Origin of the sequence: Sphingomonas sanxanigenens DSM 19645 = NX02 (genome assembly GCF_000512205.2) — a bacterium.
Classification (GTDB): domain Bacteria; phylum Pseudomonadota; class Alphaproteobacteria; order Sphingomonadales; family Sphingomonadaceae; genus Sphingomonas_D; species Sphingomonas_D sanxanigenens.
Window position 1 is genome coordinate 1,429,854 of the sequence record NZ_CP006644.1, and the last position, 17,252, is coordinate 1,447,105.

Here is a 17,252-nt window from a genome sequence, read left to right on the forward strand (position 1 = left end):
AAGCGTGACGAAGCCGAAAGCGTTCGGACGCGACGGCGTGTCGATGGCGGCGCGGATCGCCGCGATCCCCGGGGGCTATCTGCTCGTCAGCCTTATCTGCGCGTGTCTCGCCCGGCTTCTGCCTGTCGACCGGGTGGAGGCGGTGACGGTTTCGATGCTGATTTCCTTCCTGCTTTATGCGCTGATCCTGCTCTGGGTGTTCGCCGCGCGCAGCGTGGTGAAGCTTTGGCTGTGGATGGCCGCCGCCGCGATGCCGGCCGGCACGGTGCTCCTGATCTCGCTGTGGACCGGCGGTCGGCTGTGAAGGCGGGGTTCCGTCAATCGATGGCGTGGCTGCACACCTGGTCTGGCCTGCTGCTGAGCTGGCTTCTGTTCGTGATGTTCACCTGCGGCACCGCGGCCTATTTCCAGGATGAGATCACGCGCTGGATGCAGCCCGAGGTGACGACCGATGCCGCGCCCGCGGCCGCGGCCGATGCCGCAGCGCGCTGGCTGCAGGTCAATGCACCGGGCGCATCCCGCTGGTACATCACCTTGCCGGGCACGCGATCGGCAACGACGCAATTGTTCTGGACGCCTGCCCCCGACGCTGCGCCCGGCTCGCGAAGGAAGGCGGTGATCGACGGAAAGGGGCAGGAGGTGTCCGCGCGGGCCAGCGCCGGCGGCTACTTCCTCTACCGCTTCCACTTCGATCTGCACTACATTCCGGTGCTCTGGGCGCGCTATATCGTCGGCGTTGCGGCGATGTCCATGCTGATCGCGATCTTTTCCGGCATCGTCACCCACAAGAAGATTTTCGCCGATTTCTTCATGCTGCGGCTGGGCAAGGGCCAGCGCAGCTGGCTCGATGCGCACAACGTCACCGCCGTGCTGGCGCTGCCCTTCTATCTGATGATCACCTATACCGGGCTCGTCTCGCTCGACCGGCAATATGTGCCCGCGCCGATCGCTGCCGCCTATCCCGAGCCCGACGCATTCTATGACGAGAGCTTCCCGCAGGGCGCCGACGCGGAAGCGACCGGCACGCCCGCGCCGCTCGCGTCGCTTGCGTCGATGGTGGTCACGGCCGATCGTCATTGGGGCGGCGCCGGGGTTGGCTATGCCTATGTCGCCAACCCCGGCGATGCTGCGGCGCGCGTCGTGCTGACCCGCGCGCCCAGCGCCTCGATGGACAGCAATGGAGAGACGCTGCAGTTCGATGGCGCCAGCGGCCGGCTGCTCTGGGTGGCGCCCGGGGCGGGCGCGGCGCAGCGCACGCGTGGCGTGATGATCGGCCTCCATGCCGGGCGCTATGCCGGCGTCGCGCTGCGCTGGCTCTATTTCCTCTCGGGGCTGGGCGGCACGATCATGGTCGGTACCGGCCTGATCCTGTGGACGGTCAAGCGTCGCTCGAAACTGCCCGATCCCACGCGGCCGCACCTCGGTTTCCGGATCGTGGAACGGCTGAACATCGCCGTGATCCTCGGTTTCCCGATCGGTATCGCCGGCTATTTCCTGGCCAACCGGCTGCTGCCGCTGGGGATCGCCGGGCGCGCGGACTGGGAGGTGAACAGCCTGTTCCTGACATGGGGCGCGATGCTGCTGGTCGCTCTCATCCGGCCGCCACGCCGCGCCTGGATCGAACTCAGCGCCTTCGCCGCGCTGCTGTTCGCCGCCATTCCGCTGGTCAGCGCGCTCGCCACCGATCGCAGCCTGGTCGCGAGTCTGCTCTCGCGCGACTGGACGTTCGTCGGCTTCGAACTGACGATGATGGCCATCGCCCTGGCCTTCGCCTTGGCGAGCCGGAAGATGGCCGCATCGCAGGCCGTTGCCGGGCAGCGCCCGCATCGGGTGAAGCGCTCGCATCATGGCGAGGCACGGGCATGATCGGGCAGATTCTCGCCCACCTCGTGCTCCTCGGCCTCGCCACGGGCGGGTTCATGCTGTTGTGCGCGGCCAATCCGCGCCACCAGCAGGCGCTGCTGCACCGGCGGCTGACCGCGGGCACGGCTCGACGGCTCTATCTGGGGGGCTGGGCGGCGTTCGGGGCGGCGGTTCCGGTCGCGTGGAGCGCTTATGGTGCCGCCACGGGTACCGTGGTGCTGTTCGGATTCGCCACCGTGGGAGCAGCGATCACCGTGGCGCTGGCGAATCGCCGAAAGGCCTAGGCGCGCAACCAGCGCCTCATCTCCTCCCCGGGGCGCCATGCCCCGGGGAGGAAGGGTACCGTCAGATGAAACGGTTGATCAGGTTCTCGATCCGCTCCTGCCGGCCCGAGCGCGGCTTGGGATCGAGCGCCTTTGTTTCGGCGAGGTCGGCGATGCCGGCGAGGTCGAGGGTGCCGATCTGGCCGCCGAGTTCGCCGTCCCAGCCCGCATAGCGCTCCGCCTTGATCGCATCGAGGCGGCCGTCCTCGATCAGCGCGGCGGCGTTGAGCAGGCCGCGCGCGACCGTGTCGATGCCGCCGATATGGCCGTAGAACAGGTCCACCGCGTCCATCGACTGGCGGCGCACCTTGGCGTCGAAGTTGAAGCCGCCGGTGGTGAACCCGCCAGCGCGGATGATCTCGACCATCGCCAGCGTCAGTTCCTCGACCGAGTTCGGGAACTGGTCGGTATCCCAGCCATTCTGGTGGTCACCGCGATTGGCGTCGATCGACCCGAAGATGCCGAGCGCGCCGGCGGTGGCGATCTCATGCTCGAAGGTGTGCCCTGCCAGCGTCGCGTGGTTGGCTTCGATGTTGACGCAGACTTCGTTCTCGAGGCCGTAGCGCTTGAGGAAGCCGTACACCGTCGCGGTATCGAAATCATACTGATGCTTGGTCGGCTCGTGCGGCTTGGGCTCGATCAGGATCGTGCCCTTGAAGCCGATCTTGTGCTTGTGCTCGACGACCAGCGAGAGGAAGCGGCCGAAATTGTCGAGTTCGCGCTTGAGGTTGGTGTTGAGCAGGGTCTCATAGCCCTCGCGGCCGCCCCACAGCACATAGTTGGAACCGCCGAGGCGATGTGTCGCTTCCAGCGCGTCGCGGACCTGCATCGCACCGAACGCATAGACTTCCGGATCGGGGTTGGTCGCGCCGCCGGCGGCGAAGCGCGGGTGGCTGAACAGGTTGGCGGTACCCCACAGCAGCTTGCGGCCCGACGAGGCCTGCAGCGCTTCGAGATGGTCGACCGCTTCCGCGAAGAAACGGCGATGCTCGGCGACACCTTCGGCGGCGGCCATCACATCGACGTCGTGGAAGCAGTAATAGGGCACGTCGAGACGGGTGAAGAAGTCGAACGCCACCTCGCGCTTGGCCTTGGCGGCGGCGCTGTCATTGGCGCCCTGGTGCCACGGGCGGTTGAAGGTGCCGCCGCCGAACACGTCCGAGCCCGGCCACACGAAGGTGTGCCAGAAGCAGATCGCGAAGCGCAGATGGTCTTCCATCCGCTTGCCCAGGACCACCCGGTCCTTGTCATAGAAGCGGTAGGCGAGCTCGTTGTCGCTGTCGGGGCCTTCGTAACGGATCGTCGGGATATCAGCGAAGAAGTCGGACATCAGTGGTTCCTCGGAGTGATACGGGGATAGGCGTCGCGGAACGCGGCCCGCTTTGGGGCGAGCCGGTCCACCAGTTCGGGATCGGGGGCGATGCTGTGCGAGACCGGGGGGGCGGCGCAGACCTCGGCCGGAGTGCCGCCATCGACGGCAAGCTGGGCAAGCCGCGCGGCGCCGAGCGCCGGGCCGACCTCGCCGCCCTTGAGATAGACCAGCTCGACGCCGAGCGCGGCGGCAAGCGTCTCGCCCCAATAGCGCGAGCGCGCGCCGCCGCCGATCACCGACAGCCGCTCGACCTGCGTGCCGGCCTCGCGCAGCACGTCGAGCCCGTCGCCCAGCGCAAACGCCACGCCTTCGAGCACGCTCTGCGCGAGCTTCTCGGGGGTGGTGTCGTTGTCGAGGCGGAGGAAGGCGCCGCGCACCTCGGCATCGTTGTGCGGCGTGCGCTCGCCCGAGAGATAGGGCAGAAACAGCTCCGGCCCGCTGGCGGGGCCGGCGGCCTCGGCGCGGGCGAACAGGTCGGCGGCGCCTGCGGCACCGGTCAGCCGCGCGACCCAGTCGATACAGGCGGCAGCGGAAAGGTGGACCGACATCTGGTGCCAGAGGCCGGGCAGGCAGTGGCAGAAGGCATGGACCGCGCGCGCCGGATTGGGCCTGAAGCCGTCGGTCGCGACGAAGATCACGCCCGACGTGCCGAGCGACAGCAACGCATCGCCATCCTGCACCACGCCGACGCCCGCTGCGCCCGCCGCATTGTCTCCCGCGCCACCCACGACCGGCACCGCCGGCACGCCCCACAGCTCGGCGACGGCGTCGCGCAGCGTGCCGGTGATGTCGGTGCCCTCGACGACGCGGGGCATATGGTCGAGCGTGAGACCGGTGGCGGCGAGGAGCTCTTCGCTCCATGCGCGCGCGCCGGTATCCAGCCACAAGGTGCCGGCGGCGTCCGACATGTCGGACGCCTTCTCGCCCGTCATCCGAAGCCGCACATAATCCTTTGGCAGCAGCACGGTGCGGGTCGCCGCGAACAGCGCCGGCTCATGATCGCGCACCCACAGCAGCTTGGGCGCTGTGAAGCCGGGCATCGCGATGTTGCCGGAGATGCGGCGCAGCCCGGGGGCCGCCTGCTCCAGCGCCTCGCATTCGGCGAAGGAGCGGCCGTCGTTCCACAGGATCGCCGGACGCAACGGAGCATCGTCCGCGCCGAGCAGGGTGGCGCCATGCATCTGCCCGGCGATGCCGACGCCGCGCACCGCGCGCCGCACCGCGGGCGGGATCGCCTGGACCGCGGCGGTGGTCGCTGACCACCACGCTTCGGGATCCTGTTCCGACCACAAAGGTTGCGGGCGCTGGACGGTGAGCGCTGCGGTGCTCTGCGCGACGACGGTGCCATGCTCGTCCAGCACCACCGCCTTCACGCCGGAGGTGCCGATATCGATGCCGAGGAACATCAGCGGCCGCTCACTTGACGAACGGATCGATGGTGCGGATCGTGCCGTCCGCATTGTAGAACAGCTCGGTCACCTTCACGTTGCGCAGGCGGGTCTGTCCGGAAAGCTGGCTGTCGGCGTAGAACAGCCACCAGCGCCCGTCCTTCTCGACGATCGAATGGTGCGTGGTCCAGCCCTGCACCGGCTCGAGGACGCGGCCCTTGTAGGTGAAGGGGCCGTAGGGCGAATCGCCGATCGCGTAGACGAGATAGTGCGTGTCGCCGGTCGAGTAGCTCAGATAATATTTGCCCTTGTACTTGTGCATCCACGCCGCCTCGAAGAAGCGGCGGTCGGTGTCGCCGCCGAGCAACGGCTTGCCGGCCTCATCGACGATCAGCGCGTCGCGCGGCGTTTCGGCGAACTCCATCATGGTGCCGTCGAGCCGGGCGACCTTGGGCGTCAGTGCCGGCTTTTCAGGCGCCTCGAGATCGGTCTTGGAGCCGTTCGGGTCATAGTTGCCGGTGGTGTTGCGCTGGAGCTGTCCGCCCCAGATCCCGCCGAAATACATATAGCTCTTGCCGTCATCGTCGGTGAACACCGACGGATCGATCGAGAAGCTGCCCTTGATCGGCTGCGGATTGGCCTTGAACGGCCCGACCGGCGACTTGGAGGTGGCGACGCCGATGCGGAAGGCGCCCTGCCGGTCCTTCGCGGGAAAATAGAGATAGTAGGTGCCGTTGCGATGCGCGGCGTCGGGCGCCCACATCTGCTTTTCGGCCCAGGGCACCTGCTTCACGTCAAGCGCGACCGGATGCACCGTCACCTTGCCGCCGATCCGGTCCATGCTCAGGATGCGGTAATCCCGCATCTCGAAATGGCCGCCCAGATCGTCCTCGGCGGCGGGGCCGTCGATGTCGTGGCTGGGATATATGTAGATCTTGCCGTTCCACACATGGGCGGAAGGATCGGCGGTGTAGATCTCGCTGACCAATGGCTGCGAGAGATAGCGGCGGCCATCGGGCGCGCGCGGTTCTTCGGCCTGCGCATATACAATGGCGGGCATCATCCCGATCATGGCTGCCATGGGCAGCGCGATTCGGGCGCGTCGGCTCTTCATCATCCTCTCCTCGTCGGCTCCATCCACCGTGCGATGAACGGTAGCGCTACCATCTGTCTCCTGCAAGGACCATATGGCGCCACGGCAGCGAGGGGAAGAGGGAAGGGCGGGCGTATTCTCGCCACCCGCCCCGGTGCCGGTCAGGCGAGCTTGAGGCCTTCCTTGTTCATCCGGCTCGTCAGTTCGCGCGACGCAGCCTCGTCGAGCCGCGCATCGAGGAGGGGGAACAGATCCTCTTCCTCGGCCCGCATGTGCACCTCCAGGCTGCTGCGCAACGCGCGCAGCCGGGCGATGAAGGCCTCACCCTGGCGCGGCATCCGTTCCAGCTCGAACAGGGCGTGCTTCACCTCGCCATGGTCGCTGACCAGCCGCTCGGCTTCGGTGCCCTCGCCATGGTCGCGCAGGGCGGGGTAGATCACATTCTCTTCCTGGAAGGCATGCTTGCCCAACGCATGCTTGATCTGGGTGAGCAGGACGCTGCGGCGAGCGGTCTGGCTGTCATCGGTGGCTTCGATCAGTTCGAACAGCCGCAGCACCGCCTTGTGCTCGGCGGCCAGGGCGTCGCGCCAGCCGCCGGCAAGCACGGTGGGCGCCTGCACCGCGAGCTTGCGGCCGAAATTGGCGGCAAGGCCGGCAACGACGCCGAGTGCCGCGGCGCCGGCGATCTTGAAGACGTTGGACCGGTCGAAGCTGGCGCTGGGGCTGACGGGATCTTCCGCCGTAGCCGCGGCCGAGGCGCCTGTATCCGCGATCGGTTCGGCGGCCACGGCCTTTCGCCGGGTGCCGGGTTTGGGGGTGGACGTGCGCCTGGCCTGGTGCGCCGCGGCCTTGCTCTTCGTCGTGCTCGCCATGTTGACCTCCGGTTGGAACGCGCTCGCCGAATCAACAATGCGGCGGCGCCGGGGTTCCGGTCGGTCCTTGGAATGCGGTCGATCAGGTCGCCGGCGGTGTCTCGAAACGCTCGATCACCCAGGCTTCCTCCTGCGCCGCCGCCAGCCAGTCCTGCATATAGGGGTGGTTCAGAACCGCATCCATGTAGGGCGCCGCGAAGCGCGGGACGGGCACCGAATAGGTGACGAAGCGGGTGACAACGGGTGCGAACATGATATCCGCGGCGCCGAATGCGCCGAACAGGAAATCGCCGGTTCCGCCGTAGCGCGCACGTGCCTGCGCCCAAAGCGTAAGGACCCGGGTGACGTCGGCGAACACGTCCGGCGCCAGTGGCCGCGGCGGAAATTGCTGGCGGATGTTCATGCTGAGGGTGCGGCGCAGCGCCGCGAAGCTCGAATGCATCTCCGCCGCCATCGACCGCGCCATCGCGCGCGCGCCGTCATCCTCGGGCCAGAACCGGCTGCGTTCGGTCTTTTCCGCCAGCCATTCGATGATCGCCAGCGAATCCCAGACGACGATCTCGCCGTCCCACAGGATCGGCACCTTGCCGGAGGAGGGAGCGAACTCGTCGCCTTCGCGGCGCTTGTCCCAATCGGCGTCGTACAGCGGCACGACGACCTCTTCGAAGGACAGGCCCGATTGCTTGGCCGCGAGCCAGCCGCGGAGCGACCAGGAGGAATAGGCCTTGTTGCCGAGGATCAGCTTGAGCATGTGCCCGCCATAGCCGCTGCAAGGCAGACAAGTCGAGAAGCGCTGGCGCTAACCCGTGATCGATTCGAACACGGCCGCACGCAACTCTGCCATGCCGAGGCCGGTTTCGCTGGACGTGACGATGATCTCCGGATGCGCGGCGGGGCGGGTACGCGCTTCGGTTCCGGTCTGCTCCAGCACCGCCGTCAGTTCGGTCGCCTTGATCTTGTCCGCCTTGGTGAGCACCAGGCGATAGCTGACCGCAGCGTCGTCCAGCATCTTCATGATGTCGCGATCGACATCCTTGATGCCGTGACGCGAATCGATCAGCACCAGCGCGCGCTTCAGCACCTGCCGGCCGCGCAGATAGTCGTTCACCAGATAGCGCCACTTGCGGACCATGTCCTTGGGCGCCTTGGCGAAGCCATAGCCCGGCATGTCGACCAGCCGCATCACCGGCGGCGCGCCGACGTCGAAATAGTTGAGCTCCTGCGTGCGGCCCGGGGTGTTGGACGTGCGGGCGAGGCCGTTGCGGTTGGTGAGGCCGTTCAGCAGCGACGATTTGCCGACGTTGGAGCGGCCTGCGAACGCCACCTCGGGCACGTCCGGATCGGGGAGGAAGCGCAGCTCCGGGGCCGATTTCAGGAACTCGACCGGCCCCGCGAACAGCTTTCGCGCCGCCTCGACCAGTTCGGCCCGTGCGTCCGCCGCGCCCTCATCCGCTTCGTCGCTCACTTCGCTGCCGCCTCCTTCAGCGCGGGGTGGCGGCTGTACAGCCACTTCTGCTGCGCGATGGTGAGCAGGTTGGAGACCGTCCAATAGAGCTGCAGGCCCGCCGCGAACGGTGCCATCACGAACATGAACACCCACGGCATCAGGCTGAACACCTGCTTCTGCATCTCGTCCATCGGCTGCGGGTTCAGCTTGAACTGGAGATACATGGTGATGCCCAGCAGCACCGGCAGCACGCCGATCGCCAGGAAGTGCGGCGGCGTGAAGTTCAGATAGCCGAACAGGTTGAGCAGGGTCGCGGGATCGGGGGCCGACAGGTCCTTGATCCACAGGATGAAGGGCTGGTGGCGCATCTCGATCGTCAGCATCAGCACCTTGTAGAGCGCGTAGAAGATCGGAATCTGCAGCACCAGCGGCAGGCAGCCCGCGATCGGGTTCACCTTTTCCTCGCGGTACAGCTTCATCATCTCTTCCTGAAGCTTGGGCTTGTCGTCCTTGTGCCGCTCCTGCAGCGCCTTCATCTTCGGCTGCACCGCGCGCATGCCCGCCATCGAGGCGAACTGGCGCTGCGCGATCGGGAACATCAGGCCGCGCACCAGCACGGTCAGCAGGATGATCGCGACGCCGAAATTACCGGTGAACTTGAACAGCCAGTCGAGCACCCAGAAGATCGGGCGTTCGATCGGGGCGAACCAGCCCCAGTCGATCGCCTTGTCGAACTGCACGATCTTGAGATCATTCTCATAGGCCTGCAGCACGCCGACTTCCTTGGCGCCGGCGAAGAAGCGCGTTTCGGTGGTGAGCGCACGACCGGGCTGCACCACGGCCTGCGCGGCACGGAAATCGGCTTGATAGGCGCCGCCGCCGCCGATGCGGAACTTGGCGTTCACCGGCTTGCCCTGGTCGGGCACCAGCGCGGTCAGCCAATATTTGTCGTTGAAACCCAGCCAGCCGCCGGTGGTCGCGAAATCGAGGCCGTTGTTGCCGGCCGCATCGACATCGCTGAAATCGACATCATAGTTCGCGGCGCCGTTGAACACGCCGGTCGGGCCGGTGTGGATCGTCCAGCTATCCGGATCCTTGGAGACGCCGCGCTGCGAGACATAGCCATAGGGCTGCACCGCAACGGCGCTGCCGCTGCGGTTGGCCACGGACTGCCGGACGGTGAACATGTAATTCTCGTCGACCGCGATACGCATCGCGAAAACGAGACCGCGGCCGTTATTCCAGCTCAGCGTCACCGGCTTGCCCGGCACCAGTTCCGCGGCATCCGCGGTCCACACGGTGTCGGGGCCGGGTGTCGCGACGCCCTCGCCCGCCCAGCCGAAGCCGGCCAGGCGCGCATCCTTGGTGCCGGCGGGCGCCAGCAGCCGGATCGGCGGCGCGTTCTTCGCGATCGTCTCCCGATAATTGGTCAGCAGCAGGTCGTCGATACGGGCGCCCTTCAGCGCGATCGAACCCTGCAGCTTGGGGGTGCGCACCGGCAGGCGCGGCGAGGCGCCGAGCGCGGCAGCCACCGGGCGGATCGCGTCGGGCGCGTCGGCCGCCGGCGTCGAGGCGGTGGGCGAGGGAACCGGCACGGACTTGCCGTCGACCATCTTGGTCGCGGGCGGATTCGCGGTCGGGAAGAAATAGTCGGTGACGAACTGGCCGCCGAACAGCACCAGCGCCGCGATGAGCGCGAAAATGATCAGATTGCGCTTGTCGTCCACGCTAAACTCCCACCCCGTCCGAATGATCGCCCGTCAGGGCACCGGGTCATAGCCGCTGCCCCCGAACGGGTGACAGCGCGAAATCCGCCGGACAGCCAGCCAACTGCCCTTGAGCGCGCCATAGCGCTTCAATGCCTCGATCGCATAGGCAGAACAGCTTGGCTGGTAACGGCAGCTTGGCGGCAAAATCGCCGAGGGCCCGAGCTGCCATGCACGCGCGACGAGGATCAGCAACCGGGCGATCATCGCCTAGCCCGATCCAGTGCCTTGGCCAGTTCTTCGCCGAGCAGGCCGTAGTCGCGCTCGACGCCACCGGCACGTCCGATCAGCACATGATCCGCCCCGGCCACGCCGCGTTCCGGCAGGAGCGCGCGGGCCAATTCACGGAAACGGCGCTTCATGCGATTCCGCACGACAGCGCCGCCGATCTTCTTGGTGACGGTAATTCCCAGCCGCACGGCCGAATCGCCGTCATCGCGGCGATGGACCAGCAGCACGAAGCCGGGCATGGCGACCCGCTTGCCGCTGTTCGCCGCGAGATAATCCGTGCGGCGCGTGATCCGGTTCAGGCGGACAGCTTGTTGCGGCCGCGGGCGCGACGGGCGCGCAAAACCTTGCGGCCCCCGACAGTCGCGCTGCGCGACCGGAAGCCGTGACGGCGGGCCCGCACGAGCTTGCTGGGCTGAAAGGTGCGCTTCATCGCTCATTCCTCAAAGTGCAGAATAGAAAAGGGCCGCCTTGGCGGGCGGCCGTTGTGAAGGGCGCCGATAGGCAAAAGGCACCGCGAAGTCAATCCGTCTGCTCACCCGCGCCGACGGCGCTCGCGACAGATTTCGATCCGGCGGCGGGCGCTCGCGCGGCGCAGGCCCCAGTCCGCCCAATCGCCCCAACCGGGATGGCGCCGCTTGAATCGCACATAGCGGCGCTTTGCCCAAGCGGAATTGCGCAGGACGAGACCGAGCCCCGCGGCGAAGACGATGATCCCGCCAGGGCCGGGCAGGGGGCCGACGAGCGGTGTGAGTGCGATCAGCAGCCATCCCAACCCGCACAGCAGCACGCGAATCCGCGGGTCGTGCCCCAGCGCGCACCACTTCCTCTGCAATGTCACGCGCCAGGTCATGGAACCGAGGTGGGGTGGCCCCGCCGCGCGGACAAGCGTGCGCATCGTCGTTCGTCGCAAGGCGTCGGGCGCCCGTCGGTTCGTGCGCAGGGTGGCAATCAGATTTCGCTCGACTCTGCGCGGGGCGCCTCCCTACAAGCCGGCAAGGAACAAAGGGGGAATGTTCATGGTCTCGATCGTGTCGACCGTTGCCTATCTCGGGCTCGATGCGCGCGCGGTCGAGGCGCAGGTGCAACTCACGCCGGGGCTTCCCGCCTTCGTGGTCGTCGGGCTGCCGGACAAGGCGGTGGGGGAGAGCCGGGAACGGGTGCGCGGCGCGATCGCCGCGATCGGTCTCTCGCTGCCGCCCAAGCGAATCAGCGTGAACCTGTCACCCGCCGATCTGCCCAAGGAGGGATCGCATTATGATCTGCCGATCGCGCTGGCGCTGCTCGGCGCGATGGGGGTGATCGATGCCGAGACCTTGTCGTCCTACGTCTTCGTCGGCGAGCTGGGGCTCGACGGGCGGCTGGCGCCGTCCCCCGGCGTGCTGCTTGCGGCGCTGCACGCGGCCGAGGTCGGCAAGGGGCTGGTCTGCCCGGTCGCGCAAGGGCCGGAAGCGGCGTGGGCGAGCGGCATCGAGGTGCTCGCCGCGCCCGACCTGATCGCGCTGCTCAACCATTTTCGCGGCCGCGCGCTGCTGGCGCCGCCGGTGCCGGGCGAGGTGGAGGCCCGCGCGGCGGGGCCGGACCTCAAGCAGGTGAAGGGGCAGGAGACCGCACGCCGCGCGCTGGAGATCGCCGCGGCGGGTGGGCACAACCTTCTGATGGTCGGTCCACCGGGCGCCGGCAAGTCACTGCTCGCCGCCTGCCTGCCGGGCATCCTGCCCGATCTCACCCCCGCGGAGGCGCTGGAGGTGTCGATGATCGCCAGCGTCGCGGGCGAACTCAACGAGGGCCGGATGGTGCGCAGCCGGCCGTTCCGCAGCCCGCACCACAGCGCCTCGATGGCGGCGCTGGTCGGTGGCGGTATCCGCGTGCGGCCGGGCGAGGTGAGCCTCGCGCATCTCGGCGTGCTGTTCCTCGACGAACTGGCCGAGTTCCAGCGCGTCGGGCTCGATTCGCTGCGCCAGCCGCTGGAAACCGGCAAGGTCAGCGTCGCGCGCGCCAATGCCCATGTCACCTTTCCGGCGCGCGTCCAACTGATCGCGGCGATGAACCCATGCCGCTGCGGCCATCTCGGCGATCCCGCGCTCGCCTGCTCGCGCGCGCCGCGCTGCGCCGCCGACTATCAGGCGAAGGTGTCGGGGCCGCTGCTCGACCGGATCGATCTGCATGTCGAAATGGCTGCGGTCACCGCCGCCGATCTCGTGCTGCCGCCGCCAGCGGAAGGATCGGCGCAGGTCGCCGTGCGCGTCACCGCGGCGCGCGACGTGCAGACCGAACGCTATGCGGCGGTTCCGGTGAGGACGAATGCCGAAGCCGATGGCGAACTGCTCGACCGTGTGGCCACGCCCGACGATCCCGGCCGCGCGCTGCTGGCGCAAGCGGCGGAAGCGATGCGGCTGTCGGCGCGCGGCTACACCCGCATCCTGCGCGTCGGCCGCACCATCGCCGATCTCGACGGGTCGGACGGCGTCCACCGCGTTCATGTCGCCGAGGCGCTGAGCTACCGCAGGCGCGCCCCGACCGCGTAAGGCGGGACGGGGCAAAATGAAACAATCCTTGATCCTACAGTCATTTTGGGGGAGCGTCCGGCCCGCATTGGCCGGCGACAGACCGGCGTTCGGGCGCGCTTTTTGCTCACTGGAAGGGGAAGCTTCCATGGAATGGATGATTTTGCCGCTCAAGCGATATGCCGATTTTTCGGGCCGTTCGCGGCGGCTGGAGTTTTGGATGTGGTTTCTAGCGATGTTCGTCATCAACATCGTTTTCACAGTCTTGATTTTGATGGCTTTGGGCGGAGCCGCTGCATTTTCAGACCCGGAGAATATCGGTGCGAACATGACGGCAATTTTTGCAGGGGCCGGCGTGATCATGATTATATCGATCGTTGTCAGCCTGGGGCTGCTCATCCCGAGCCTCGCGGTAACTGTCCGGCGCCTGCATGATTCAGACAAGTCTGGCTGGTGGATCATGCTGTTCTGGGGCCCCTATCTGCTATCGGTGGTGTTTGGCTTCGCCGGTGCAGCGATGGGCTCGGGCGGCGTTGCGCTGATGCTCATCGGCGGCGTTTTCAACCTGCTGCTCCTTGTCGCTTGCGTCGTCATGCTCGTGTTTTGTGTTCTTGACGGCACGCGGGGATCGAATCGTTATGGCGAGGATCCGAAGCGACCGACGAACGCCGAAGTGTTTGCCTGAACCCGCGGTGGCCGGCTTGCCGGCCACGCAAGCGGGGAGATGCCGGTGGACTGGATGATACTGCCGCTCAAGCGGTATGCCGATTTCTCCGGGCGTTCGCGCAGGACAGAATTCTGGATGTTCTATCTGTTCCAGATCATCGTCATTGTGGCTGTCTTGTCGGTCGCGGCAATATTCGCTATCATCGCAAGCGCGAGGGGCAGCGATAGCACCCAAAGCATCGGCGTCGGCATCATCATCGGCAGCATTCTTTTTCTCATCGTGTTGGTGGCGTTGATCATCCCACAGTTAGCCGTTCTCGTGAGGCGATTGCACGATCAGGATCTCAGCGGGTGGATAGCGCTCATTGCCTTTGTTCCGCTGGTTGGATTGGTTGTACTCGTCATGATGTTCATCGAAGGCACGCGCGGACCCAACCGTTACGGGGAAGATCCCAAGGCGCCAGCGCACTCGCGCGTTTTCTCATGAGCGCCGGCGCAGGTCGCCGGTATCTCGGGTGACGAGCTTCTTATCTCCGCGTTGCGAGCCGTGTCACTGACGGGGCATAGCATTGCCATGCCCGATCCCGATCCGCTCGATCCCGATCCCGTCGCCCGGTTGACGCCGGGCGAGCGCGATTGCCTGCGGCTGGTGCTCGACCACAAGCCGTCGAAGGAGATCGCGATCCGGCTCGGCATCGGGCCCGATGCGGTCGACAAGCGGATCAAGCAGGCGATGCGCAAGCTGGGCGTCTCGACGCGGGTCGCGGCAGCGCGGCTGCTGGCGGATGCGGATGCGGATGCGGCGGGCGAGGCCCCCGACCGGTACCAGCGGCTGGTATACCAATCGGCAGCACTGGCCGGGGAGCCCGAACCCCGGGCATGGATCGATCCGCAGCCGGCAACGGAAGGGGCGGCAACCGGGTTCCGGGAAGAGCGCATGGCGTTCGATGTCCCGGAGGCGGATCCCGCTCTGCCGGCCGTGGGGATCGATGAAGACGCGATCGACGGGCGACGGATTCTCAGGGTCCTCGCGGCGATCATCGGCATCGCCATCCTTGCGGCGCTGGTTGCGGGCGGATTGCTCAGCGCCATCCTGGCGGGGCAGCAGGCTCTGGAAGCCGCGCTGACCTGACCCGGCGGCACGGGCACCCGCATCGTCAACGTCATGCCCGCCGACCAGGGCGGAAAAGGGGAATGCATGTCCGAAGCGTCAAACTCCGTCGTTCATCCGGATTTCCAGCGGTCGCGCAGCGGCCGCCTCGTCGCCGCCGAGCGGATCGCCGAGCCGCTGATCGGCACCGAAGCCGCATTCGATGCCGCGATCGGCCAGCTCTCGCTGCTCGGCGCCGCCATCGCCACCGCGCGCGTCGATGCCGGAATGGCCGCCGAATTCAGCCAGGGCAGCCTCGAGGATATCGCCGAGACGTTCACCGCCACGGTCGCGGCGCGGCGCGCGTTGATCAACACCCACCGCCGCCTGGGCGCGATGCAGCGCAAGGCGGGGCTGGAGGCGATCAATTTCGGCGCCGGCGACGGCAAGCCGCTGCCTGCCTTCACGGCCTGATCCTTTGGTTGGGATTGACCGGGCGATCGCTTGATGATCCGGTCAATCCCATGGCCCTCATATTGTTGCTCACCGCATACTGGACCTACCTCATTCTATGTTGTGGCTTTGCATTGTGGCGCGGCGGCCCGCCCGAACGGATCGCCGCATGGGGCATGATCGCGGCATCGGTACTGACGATCTTCGCCGCCGATCCCGACGGTTATGTACAGGTCGAATATGCGGTGCTGGCGATCGACGTCGCGCTGCTGGCGCTGCTCGTCGCGCTTGCAATCGTCGCTGACCGGCGCTGGACCCTATGGGCTGCAGGATTTCATCTGGTGGGGGTCTTGACCCCGATAGCGTTCATGCTGTCGCCGACGGCTATCCGCTTCGCCTACGCGTGGATGCAGGGTTTCTGGGCCTATCCGACACTGACGGCGCTGCTGGCGGGCACGATCGCATACCGGCGGCGCGTGAAGCGGGGAACGGCCGGCAGGTCCTGGCGGCCCTTCTCGCGCCGCTCGGCACGCACGCGGCCGGCCGTGCCGCCGGCCGGTTGATGGACGAGTTCGGCAGCGTCGCGGCGGTGATGGGCGCGCCGCCCGACCAATGGACGCGGCTGCTGGGCGCGGGGCATCCGGCGATCGACCAACTCGGCGCGACGCGCACCGCGATGCTGCACTGCCTGCGCGAGGAGGCGATCGCGGCGCCGATCTTCGCGAATTTCGACGCATTGCTCGACTATCTCCAGGCCGATATGGGCCGCCAGCGCGAGGAATGCCTGCGCGCGCTCTATCTCAACGCGCGCAACGAACTGATTCGTGACGACGTGCTGATCCAGGGCACGATCGATCAGGTGCCCGTCTTCCCGCGGGAAGTGGTGCGGCGTGCGATCGAACTCGGCGCCGCCGCGTTCATCCTCGTCCACAATCACCCCTCGGGCAATTCCGAACCCAGCGCGAAGGATGTCGAGGCGACGCTCAGACTGCGCAGCGCCGCCGCGTTGTTCGACATCAGCCTGCACGATCATATCATCGTCGCCCGCGACGGGGCGACCAGTCTGCGCCGAAGAGGATTGTTGTGACCCAATCGACCGATTTCGCCGTCGATCTGCCCGGCATCGCGCGTGCGCTGCTCGACGAGCGTCGCGCGCGGGACACACGGCTCGGCGACGGCATCTTCGCCGATCCCGCATGGGACCTGATGCTCGCTGTCTATCTCGGCGAGCGGGACGGGCGGCCGCTTTCGGCGGCGTCGCTGGAAGCGGCGAGCCCGGTGCCGCAGTCGACGGTAAGGCGCTGGGTGCGGCTGCTCGTGGAGCGGGGCATCCTCATCCCGTCGGGCGAGCGCGACGTCACCGTCACGCTCGGGGCGCCTGCGCTGGCGCGTCTGGAGGATCATCTCACCATGTTCGCGGGCGGCTTGCCGATGCGGACGCGCGCCGACGGCATATGACCGACCACCTGCCTGCCAGGAAGTGTCCGGCAGGTGCTGGAAATGTCCGATCGGCTCGCGTATAGCGCCGCTTCGGTCGGCGCTTCGCCGGCTTCACGTCATGCGGGCGTGGTGAAACTGGTAGACGCGCCGGACTCAAAATCCGGTTCCGCAAGGAGTGTCGGTTCGAGCCCGACCGCCCGCACCACCATAGAAACCGATGGGAAGACCGGGCGTCGCCAAGCCGGCTGAGCCGATTCGGTATGCGCGCGACCACCGTTTCGCGCCGATTCGCCCTGGCAGGCAATCTCGACGCCACCTGTGCGCATCTTTGGTGCGTTTGGATCGGACTTTACAAAATGTTGGGCGCAGATCGCCTATTTTGTTGCATCGATGTGACAAAAATTGGTGAGATTTCACACTCACTCTGGTGTAACGTCGCAGCAACGAATCAAAACGAGCCAATCAGCGGGGGCTGGTCGCAATGAACGTTCCAAAATTTCGATAAAAGTTAGAACAAACTGCGTCGTTTTTCGGCGTTTCGCGACGCATTTGTCTTCTTCGTGAACTATGCGGCTGTGTCCGCGCAATTGCGCCGATGCAGCTGCCAAGGTGGCGCGTCGAATTGACTGGCAGGCCGGAAAGTCGAACCGCCGGGTAGGGGGCGAAGAGCTCAAAGAATCTCGGGGTATCTGTAGTCCAGGGGGAATGGGATGCATTGGCCTGACGGGCGACTATGTGGCCTAC

General features: G+C 66.9%; 22 protein-coding genes and 1 tRNA gene. 12 read left to right on the forward strand and 11 right to left on the reverse strand.

What is annotated here, in order from left to right; translation table 11 throughout:
* Window positions 1-4 precede the first annotated feature (4 nt).
* Genes NX02_RS06690 through NX02_RS06700 form a run of 3 tightly spaced genes read left to right on the forward strand, consistent with a single transcriptional unit; the run spans window position 5 to window position 2,147 of the window.
* Entirely contained in the window at window positions 5-304 is a 300-nt protein-coding gene (locus NX02_RS06690) for a hypothetical protein (RefSeq protein ID WP_025291421.1), read from the forward strand.
* Entirely contained in the window at window positions 301-1,866 is a 1,566-nt protein-coding gene (locus NX02_RS06695) for a PepSY-associated TM helix domain-containing protein (RefSeq protein WP_025291422.1), read from the forward strand. Before NX02_RS06690 ends, NX02_RS06695 begins: the two co-directional genes overlap by 4 nt.
* Window positions 1,863-2,147, forward strand: coding sequence for a DUF3325 domain-containing protein (locus tag NX02_RS06700; protein WP_025291423.1), 285 nt, complete (start codon window positions 1,863-1,865; stop codon window positions 2,145-2,147). Before NX02_RS06695 ends, NX02_RS06700 begins: the two co-directional genes overlap by 4 nt.
* Window positions 2,148-2,208: 61 nt before the next feature.
* On the opposite strand, the gene xylA is transcribed toward NX02_RS06700, so the two are convergent.
* From xylA to NX02_RS06755, 11 genes are all read right to left on the reverse strand, one after another.
* Complete coding sequence (gene xylA / locus NX02_RS06705; RefSeq protein WP_084718210.1) at window positions 2,209-3,519, reverse strand: xylose isomerase; 1,311 nt, start codon at window positions 3,517-3,519, stop codon at window positions 2,209-2,211.
* A complete protein-coding gene (xylB, locus tag NX02_RS06710) occupies window positions 3,516-4,964 on the reverse strand; it encodes a xylulokinase (protein ID WP_025291425.1) in 1,449 nt (482 codons plus the stop codon). The genes xylA and xylB overlap by 4 nt, the downstream gene beginning before the upstream one ends.
* 10 nt (window positions 4,965-4,974) lie before the next feature.
* Window positions 4,975-6,018: a glycoside hydrolase family 43 protein gene (locus NX02_RS06715; RefSeq protein WP_425424041.1), complete on the reverse strand. Its 1,044-nt coding sequence runs from the start codon at window positions 6,016-6,018 to the stop codon at window positions 4,975-4,977.
* A gap of 182 nt (window positions 6,019-6,200) precedes the next feature.
* A complete protein-coding gene (locus NX02_RS06720) occupies window positions 6,201-6,911 on the reverse strand; it encodes a hemerythrin domain-containing protein (RefSeq protein ID WP_025291427.1) in 711 nt (236 codons plus the stop codon).
* Between the two features lie 82 nt (window positions 6,912-6,993).
* Complete coding sequence (locus NX02_RS06725) at window positions 6,994-7,662, reverse strand: glutathione S-transferase family protein (RefSeq protein WP_025291428.1); 669 nt, start codon at window positions 7,660-7,662, stop codon at window positions 6,994-6,996.
* Between the two features lie 48 nt (window positions 7,663-7,710).
* The gene (yihA, locus tag NX02_RS06730; protein ID WP_025291429.1) at window positions 7,711-8,376 is read right to left on the reverse strand and encodes a ribosome biogenesis GTP-binding protein YihA/YsxC; all 666 of its coding nucleotides are present in this window, start codon (window positions 8,374-8,376) and stop codon (window positions 7,711-7,713) included.
* Window positions 8,373-10,085, reverse strand: a complete 1,713-nt coding sequence (yidC, locus tag NX02_RS06735) for a membrane protein insertase YidC (protein ID WP_025291430.1) — start codon at window positions 10,083-10,085, stop codon at window positions 8,373-8,375. Before yidC ends, yihA begins: the two co-directional genes overlap by 4 nt.
* Before the next feature lie 33 nt (window positions 10,086-10,118).
* The gene (gene yidD, locus NX02_RS06740; RefSeq protein WP_025291431.1) at window positions 10,119-10,331 is read right to left on the reverse strand and encodes a membrane protein insertion efficiency factor YidD; all 213 of its coding nucleotides are present in this window, start codon (window positions 10,329-10,331) and stop codon (window positions 10,119-10,121) included.
* Complete coding sequence (gene rnpA, locus NX02_RS06745; RefSeq protein WP_245648861.1) at window positions 10,328-10,654, reverse strand: ribonuclease P protein component; 327 nt, start codon at window positions 10,652-10,654, stop codon at window positions 10,328-10,330. Before rnpA ends, yidD begins: the two co-directional genes overlap by 4 nt.
* Window positions 10,651-10,785 (reverse strand): 50S ribosomal protein L34, encoded by a 135-nt coding sequence (gene rpmH / locus NX02_RS06750; protein ID WP_025295591.1) that lies wholly within the window; start codon window positions 10,783-10,785, stop codon window positions 10,651-10,653. Before rpmH ends, rnpA begins: the two co-directional genes overlap by 4 nt.
* A gap of 102 nt (window positions 10,786-10,887) precedes the next feature.
* Window positions 10,888-11,250, reverse strand: coding sequence for a hypothetical protein (locus tag NX02_RS06755; RefSeq protein ID WP_245648786.1), 363 nt, complete (start codon window positions 11,248-11,250; stop codon window positions 10,888-10,890).
* A 121-nt stretch (window positions 11,251-11,371) separates the two neighbouring features.
* Between NX02_RS06755 and NX02_RS06760 the strand changes: the two genes are divergently transcribed.
* The 9 genes from NX02_RS06760 to NX02_RS06800 all read left to right on the forward strand — a co-directional run bounded on the left by NX02_RS06760 (window position 11,372) and on the right by NX02_RS06800 (window position 16,713).
* Window positions 11,372-12,880: a YifB family Mg chelatase-like AAA ATPase gene (locus tag NX02_RS06760; protein WP_025291434.1), complete on the forward strand. Its 1,509-nt coding sequence runs from the start codon at window positions 11,372-11,374 to the stop codon at window positions 12,878-12,880.
* A 127-nt stretch (window positions 12,881-13,007) separates the two neighbouring features.
* Window positions 13,008-13,544, forward strand: a complete 537-nt coding sequence (locus NX02_RS06765; protein WP_025291435.1) for a DUF805 domain-containing protein — start codon at window positions 13,008-13,010, stop codon at window positions 13,542-13,544.
* A gap of 39 nt (window positions 13,545-13,583) precedes the next feature.
* Window positions 13,584-14,012, forward strand: coding sequence for a DUF805 domain-containing protein (locus NX02_RS06770; protein ID WP_245648787.1), 429 nt, complete (start codon window positions 13,584-13,586; stop codon window positions 14,010-14,012).
* A gap of 87 nt (window positions 14,013-14,099) precedes the next feature.
* Window positions 14,100-14,657, forward strand: coding sequence for a helix-turn-helix domain-containing protein (locus tag NX02_RS30605; protein ID WP_025291437.1), 558 nt, complete (start codon window positions 14,100-14,102; stop codon window positions 14,655-14,657).
* A gap of 66 nt (window positions 14,658-14,723) precedes the next feature.
* Entirely contained in the window at window positions 14,724-15,089 is a 366-nt protein-coding gene (locus NX02_RS06780) for a hypothetical protein (protein ID WP_158013943.1), read from the forward strand.
* 50 nt (window positions 15,090-15,139) lie between these two features.
* The gene (locus tag NX02_RS32265; protein ID WP_158013944.1) at window positions 15,140-15,631 is read left to right on the forward strand and encodes a hypothetical protein; all 492 of its coding nucleotides are present in this window, start codon (window positions 15,140-15,142) and stop codon (window positions 15,629-15,631) included.
* Window positions 15,631-16,155, forward strand: a complete 525-nt coding sequence (locus tag NX02_RS06790) for a JAB domain-containing protein (RefSeq protein ID WP_025291440.1) — start codon at window positions 15,631-15,633, stop codon at window positions 16,153-16,155. The genes NX02_RS32265 and NX02_RS06790 overlap by 1 nt, the downstream gene beginning before the upstream one ends.
* Entirely contained in the window at window positions 16,152-16,526 is a 375-nt protein-coding gene (locus tag NX02_RS30610; RefSeq protein WP_025291441.1) for a hypothetical protein, read from the forward strand. Before NX02_RS06790 ends, NX02_RS30610 begins: the two co-directional genes overlap by 4 nt.
* A gap of 102 nt (window positions 16,527-16,628) precedes the next feature.
* A tRNA-Leu gene (locus NX02_RS06800) sits at window positions 16,629-16,713 on the forward strand.
* The last annotated feature ends 539 nt before the right edge of the window (window positions 16,714-17,252 follow it).

Bases quoted from the DNA above. Each gene is read 5' to 3' on its own strand.
- NX02_RS06725 (WP_025291428.1), bottom strand. From the start codon at position 7,662: ATGCTCAAGCTGATCCTCGGCAACAAGGCCTATTCCTCCTGGTCGCTC.
- NX02_RS06790 (WP_025291440.1), top strand. From the start codon at position 15,631: ATGGACGAGTTCGGCAGCGTCGCGGCGGTGATGGGCGCGCCGCCCGAC.
- NX02_RS30605 (WP_025291437.1), top strand. From the start codon at position 14,100: ATGCCCGATCCCGATCCGCTCGATCCCGATCCCGTCGCCCGGTTGACG.
- rpmH (WP_025295591.1), bottom strand. From the start codon at position 10,785: ATGAAGCGCACCTTTCAGCCCAGCAAGCTCGTGCGGGCCCGCCGTCAC.
- NX02_RS06780 (WP_158013943.1), top strand. From the start codon at position 14,724: ATGTCCGAAGCGTCAAACTCCGTCGTTCATCCGGATTTCCAGCGGTCG.
- NX02_RS06765 (WP_025291435.1), top strand. From the start codon at position 13,008: ATGGAATGGATGATTTTGCCGCTCAAGCGATATGCCGATTTTTCGGGC.
- NX02_RS06770 (WP_245648787.1), top strand. From the start codon at position 13,584: ATGCCGGTGGACTGGATGATACTGCCGCTCAAGCGGTATGCCGATTTC.
- NX02_RS06715 (WP_425424041.1), bottom strand. From the start codon at position 6,018: ATGATCGGGATGATGCCCGCCATTGTATATGCGCAGGCCGAAGAACCG.
- NX02_RS06720 (WP_025291427.1), bottom strand. From the start codon at position 6,911: ATGGCGAGCACGACGAAGAGCAAGGCCGCGGCGCACCAGGCCAGGCGC.
- NX02_RS06755 (WP_245648786.1), bottom strand. From the start codon at position 11,250: ATGCGCACGCTTGTCCGCGCGGCGGGGCCACCCCACCTCGGTTCCATG.
- NX02_RS06700 (WP_025291423.1), top strand. From the start codon at position 1,863: ATGATCGGGCAGATTCTCGCCCACCTCGTGCTCCTCGGCCTCGCCACG.
- NX02_RS06760 (WP_025291434.1), top strand. From the start codon at position 11,372: ATGGTCTCGATCGTGTCGACCGTTGCCTATCTCGGGCTCGATGCGCGC.
- yidD (WP_025291431.1), bottom strand. From the start codon at position 10,331: ATGATCGCCCGGTTGCTGATCCTCGTCGCGCGTGCATGGCAGCTCGGG.
- NX02_RS32265 (WP_158013944.1), top strand. From the start codon at position 15,140: ATGGCCCTCATATTGTTGCTCACCGCATACTGGACCTACCTCATTCTA.
- xylB (WP_025291425.1), bottom strand. From the start codon at position 4,964: ATGTTCCTCGGCATCGATATCGGCACCTCCGGCGTGAAGGCGGTGGTG.